5 protein-coding genes and 1 pseudogene are annotated in these 4,615 nt (G+C 65.1%); 3 read left to right on the top strand and 3 right to left on the bottom strand.

Annotated elements, in window-relative coordinates:
* Both I5M_RS12780 and I5M_RS12785 read left to right on the top strand, forming a co-directional pair.
* A pseudogene (locus I5M_RS12780) lies at positions 1 to 319 on the top strand (long-chain fatty acid--CoA ligase); the annotation flags it as partial.
* Between the two features lie 288 nt (positions 320 to 607).
* The gene (locus I5M_RS12785; protein ID WP_022721762.1) at positions 608 to 1,093 is read left to right on the top strand and encodes a peroxiredoxin; all 486 of its coding nucleotides are present in this window, start codon (positions 608 to 610) and stop codon (positions 1,091 to 1,093) included.
* Positions 1,094 to 1,244: 151 nt separating this feature from the next.
* On the opposite strand, the gene rnhA is transcribed toward I5M_RS12785, so the two are convergent.
* The 3 genes from rnhA to ispH all read right to left on the bottom strand — a co-directional run bounded on the left by rnhA (position 1,245) and on the right by ispH (position 3,768).
* Positions 1,245 to 1,730 (bottom strand): ribonuclease HI, encoded by a 486-nt coding sequence (gene rnhA / locus I5M_RS12790; protein ID WP_051048735.1) that lies wholly within the window; start codon positions 1,728 to 1,730, stop codon positions 1,245 to 1,247.
* The gene (locus tag I5M_RS12795) at positions 1,727 to 2,707 is read right to left on the bottom strand and encodes a homoserine kinase (RefSeq protein ID WP_022721764.1); all 981 of its coding nucleotides are present in this window, start codon (positions 2,705 to 2,707) and stop codon (positions 1,727 to 1,729) included. The genes rnhA and I5M_RS12795 overlap by 4 nt, the downstream gene beginning before the upstream one ends.
* A 98-nt stretch (positions 2,708 to 2,805) precedes the next feature.
* On the bottom strand, positions 2,806 to 3,768 hold the full coding sequence (gene ispH / locus I5M_RS12800; protein WP_022721765.1) for a 4-hydroxy-3-methylbut-2-enyl diphosphate reductase: 963 nt from the start codon (positions 3,766 to 3,768) through the stop codon (positions 2,806 to 2,808).
* 255 nt (positions 3,769 to 4,023) lie between these two features.
* Here ispH and I5M_RS12805 point away from each other — a divergent pair.
* The coding region (locus I5M_RS12805) for a DUF1013 domain-containing protein (protein WP_022721766.1) at positions 4,024 to 4,615 on the top strand (592 nt) is incomplete at its 3' end.

The following is a 4,615-nucleotide window of genomic DNA, read 5'->3' on the forward strand; positions in this document are numbered from 1 at the left end:
AAGGACATGATCCTGGTCTCGGGGCTCCAACGTCTACCCGAACGAAGTCGAGGAAGTGATCGCCAGCCATCCGGGCGTGATCGAAGCGGCGGTGATCGGCGTGCCCGACAAGCATTCGGGCGAGGCCGTGAAGGCGTTCGTGGTGAAGAAGGACCCGGACGTCACCGCCGAGGACATCATCAAGTTCTGTCACACCCAGCTGACGAACTACAAGGTGCCGCGCCAGATCGAGTTCCGCACCACGCTGCCGAAGACCAATGTCGGGAAGATCCTGCGCCGCGAACTGCGCGACGAGAAGAAGGGGCAAGCTGCCGCTTAAGGCAGCTTCTTTGGCTCCGTCATTCCGGGGCGCGAGCGCAGCTCGCGAACCCGGAATCCCGACCTGTTCTGCGACTCTTCCATTCCACCACGCCGAGATTCCGGGTTCGCTCGCTGACGCGAGCGCCCCGGAATGACGCGTGGTTGATGCTGCGCCTCAGCCAGCAATCCCCACCACGGCTAATGACGTAAGCGTGAGGTGAGCCGTCGTTCGCTGGTGCGGCTCCCAATTGTCAGTTCCGGGCCTGCACGGTACAAACCGGGCGCATCGATCAGGGAGAGAGTGCAGATGACCATCAAGGTAGGCGACCGTTTGCCCGAGGCGACGTTCCGCGTGATGACCGAAGAGGGCGTGCAGACGAAATCCACCGACGACATCTTCAAGGGCAAGAAAGTGGCGCTGTTCGCCGTGCCGGGCGCGTACACCGGAACCTGCCACAAGATGCATCTGCCGAGCATCTTCCTCAACGCCTACGCCATCAAGGACAAGGGCGTCGACACCATTGCGCTGGTCTCGGTCAACGACGCCTTCGTGATGAACGCCTGGAAGCGCGACACCGACCAGCGCGACGAAGCCATCTTCCTCGCCGATGGAAACGCCGATTTCACCAAGGCGATCGGCATGGAAATGGACGGTTCGGGCTTCGGTCTGGGCATCCGCTCGAAGCGCTACTCGATGATCGTCGAAGACGGCGTCGTGAAGACCCTCAACCTCGAGCCGAACCCCGGCAAGGTCGAAGTCTCCGGCGGCGACACGCTGCTCGGGCAGCTGTGAGCTGAAGTAACTACGCTCTAAGCGTCATCCTGAGGTGCGCGCGCAAAGCGCGCGCCTCGAAGGATGTGCTACAAGTGCTCGGAGCCGCATCCTTCGAGGCTCGCTTCGCTCGCGCCTCAGGATGACGACGCAGTTTGCGTAGCAAACGCTACTAACCTATCCGCCCCTTCAGCCGATTTTCCGCCAGCCCGTCGCGCGCCAGTTGATCCGCGCGTTCGTTTTCGGCGTGGCCGGCGTGGCCTTTGACCCAGTGCCAGCGAATGCTGTGGCTCTTCAGCGCGGTGTCGAGGCGTTGCCAGAGGTCGACGTTTTTGACCGGCTTTTTGTCGGCGGTCTTCCAGCCGTTGCGTTTCCAGTTGTGAATCCAGCTGCCGATGCCGTTCTTCACGTATTGGCTGTCGGTGTAGAGATCGACCGAGCACGGCCGCTTCAAGGCTTCCAGCGCCGAGATCGCCGCCAGCAACTCCATGCGGTTGTTAGTGGTATGCGGTTCTCCGCCTTTGAGCTCTTTCTCCTGATCGCCGAATTTCAGGATGGCGCCCCATCCCCCCGGCCCCGGGTTGCCCGAGCAGGCGCCGTCGGTGTGGATCACCACCGGGCGGGGGGCGGCCCCGGTCTCGCTACCAGCCTCGCTCACGCCGTCGCTCCCGCAGCTTCGACACCATAATCGCGGATGCTGGCGACATTTTGCTGGAAGCGTAGTTTGCGGACATATTCCAGCGGGTCCTTCGGCTTGACCAGGGCGCCGGGCGGCACGTTGAGCCAGTCGATCAGCCGCGTCAGCAGGAAGCGCAGCGCGGCGCCGCGGGCGAGGAGCGGCAGCGCGGCTTCTTCCTCCGCCGACAGCGGCCGGGCGCGGCGATAGCTGCCGAGTAGCGCCCGCGCCTTGGTGACGTTGAAGGCGCCATCCGGCTCGAAGCACCAGGCGTTGAGGCAGATCGCCACGTCGTAGGCCAGGATGTCGTTACACGAGAACGGAAAGTCGATCAGGCCCGACAGCTCGTCGCCGATGAAAAACACGTTGTCGGGAAACAGATCGGCGTGGATCACGCCGGTCGGCAACGTCTGCGGCCAGGCGCTCTCCAGGTAATCGAGCTCGGCGGCGACGAAGTCGTGCAGCCCCGGCTGGACCTCGTCGGCGCGCGCCTTGGACAGATCGAACAGCGGCCGCCAGCCGCCGACCGACAGCGGGTTGGCGCGGTGCTGCGGGAAATCGAGGCCGGCCAAATGCATCTTGGCCAGCGCCTCGCCGACGCCGGCGCATTGCGCGGCGTTGGGACGGCGCGGCCAGACGCCCTCGAGGAAGTTGATGATCACCGCCGGCCGGCCCGACAGCATGCCCCAGATCGCGCCGTCGCGGCGCGGCGCCGGCTGCGGACAACTGACGCCGCGCGCGGCCAGATACGCCATCAGCGACAGGAAGTACGGCAGGTCGCCTGAAGCGACACGCTTCTCGTACAGCGTCAGGATGTACGAGCCGTTCGAGGTGTGCAGCAGGAAGTTGGAGTTCTCGACGCCTTCGGCGATGCCCTTGTAGGACAGCAAATCGCCGATGTCGTAGGCGGAGAGAAACTCCGCAAGCTCGTCGGCGGCGACGTCGGTATAAACCGCCATGGCGTGATCCGGTGAAAACGANAATTCGTCGCGGGTTTCTAGCCGAACGCGCGCGCAAATGAAAGGGCGGCGGCTCCCCGGGCCGGGAGAGGTCCGCCCTACTCCGCGGCGTCGGGCCGCAGCGCGCGCGGCAGCGGGAAGAACTCGTTCTCCTCCGCGGCCGACACGGTTTCGACCACCAGGTCGTAGCGTTCGGCAAACGCGCCCATGATCTCCTCGACGATCACCTCGGGCGCCGAGGCGCCGGCGGTGACGCCGAGGCTCTTGATGCCCTCGAACTGGGCGAGGTCGATATCCGAGGCGCGCTGCGCCAGCACCGCCAGCTTGCAGCCCTCGCGCTCGGCGACTTCGCGCAGCCGCTGCGAGTTCGACGAATTCGGCGCACCGACCACGATCATGGCGTCGACCACCGGCGCCACCTTCTTCACCGCCGCCTGGCGGTTGGTGGTGGCGTAGCAGATGTCTTCCTTGTGCGGCCCGGAGATGTTCGGGAACCGCTCGCGCAGCACCGCGACAATGCCGGCGGTGTCGTCGATCGACAGCGTGGTCTGGGTGACGAAAGCCAGATTGTTCGGGTCCTTCGGCGTGAAGGTCGCGGCATCGGCCGCGGTCTCGATCAGCGTCACCGCGCCGGGCGGCAGCTGGCCGAGCGTGCCGACCACTTCCGGATGATGCGAATGGCCGATCAAGAGGATCTCGCGGCCGCGCTTGAAATGGATCGCCGCCTCGCGATGCACCTTGGTGACCAGCGGGCAGGTGGCGTCGATCGAGAAGAAATTACGCTTGATGGCGTCTTCCGGCACCGATTTCGGCACGCCGTGGGCGGAGAACACCACCGGGGCCGAGGTCGCGGGAATCTCCTCGAGTTCCTCGACGAAAATGGCGCCTTTGGCGCGCAGGCTGTCGACCACGTACTTGTTGTGGACGATTTCGTGCCGGACATAAACGGGGGCGCCGAACATCGACAGCGCCCGCTCGACGGTGTCGATCGCCCGCACCACACCGGCGCAGAATCCGCGCGGTGAGCACAGCACGATTTTGAGGGGCGGCTTGGCGAGCATGTCAGGGGGTCCCGGAGGCCTGGCCGTCGCGAGCGGCGGGAACGGTCCCACGAGATCCGTCGCGCACGGTTCGTATTGCTCAAGCAATTGGGACGGGTTTGCGGCCCTGTCAAGGCGTCCGCCCCTGCACTTTAGCAGGACCATTGCGCGAAGGCACCCTCGCGGCATATATAGGCGGCAATTCCCCGTCATCATCGATGACCCGCCTTGCCTCAGGTCGATTCCCGAGGGGCAAGGGACAAAGGAGATTTGCCTATGAGCAACGCACCGCTGATGCCGAAGGCCACCGCCGTCTGGCTGCTCGACAACACTGCGTTGTCGTTCGACCAGGTCGCGGAATTCACCAAGATGCACCCGCTGGAGATCCAGGCCATCGCCGACGGCGACGCCGCCCAGGGCATCAAGGGCATGGACCCGATTTCGACCGGCCAGCTCACCCGCGACGAGATCGAAAAGGGCGAGAAGGACCCGGACTACAGCCTCAAGCTCGCCGAGAGCAAGGTGGTGCTGCCGCAGGCCGCCAAGAAGAAGGGTCCGCGCTACACCCCGGTGTCGCGCCGCCACGAGCGCCCGAGCGCGATCCTGTGGCTGGTGCGCAATCATCCCGAGCTCAAGGACGCGCAGATCATGCGTCTGGTCGGCACCACCAAGACGACCATCGCCAGCGTCCGCGACCGCACCCACTGGAACGCTGCGACGCTGACGCCGATGGACCCGGTGACGCTCGGCCTGTGCTCGCAGCTCGACCTCGACTTCGAGGTGCAGCGCGCCGCCAAGGAGAAGCCGACCGACACCCAATACGGTGGCGCCACTTTGCTGCCGGCCTCCGAGACCACCCGTCGGGAAG

Origin of the sequence: Rhodopseudomonas sp. B29, assembly GCF_000333455.1 — a bacterium.
Taxonomy (GTDB): domain Bacteria; phylum Pseudomonadota; class Alphaproteobacteria; order Rhizobiales; family Xanthobacteraceae; genus Rhodopseudomonas.

Coding starts and splice junctions, on each gene's coding strand:
- I5M_RS12785 (WP_022721762.1), top strand. CDS start 608: ATGACCATCAAGGTAGGCGACCGTTTGCCCGAGGCGACGTTCCGCGTG.
- I5M_RS12795 (WP_022721764.1), bottom strand. CDS start 2,707: ATGGCGGTTTATACCGACGTCGCCGCCGACGAGCTTGCGGAGTTTCTC.
- ispH (WP_022721765.1), bottom strand. CDS start 3,768: ATGCTCGCCAAGCCGCCCCTCAAAATCGTGCTGTGCTCACCGCGCGGA.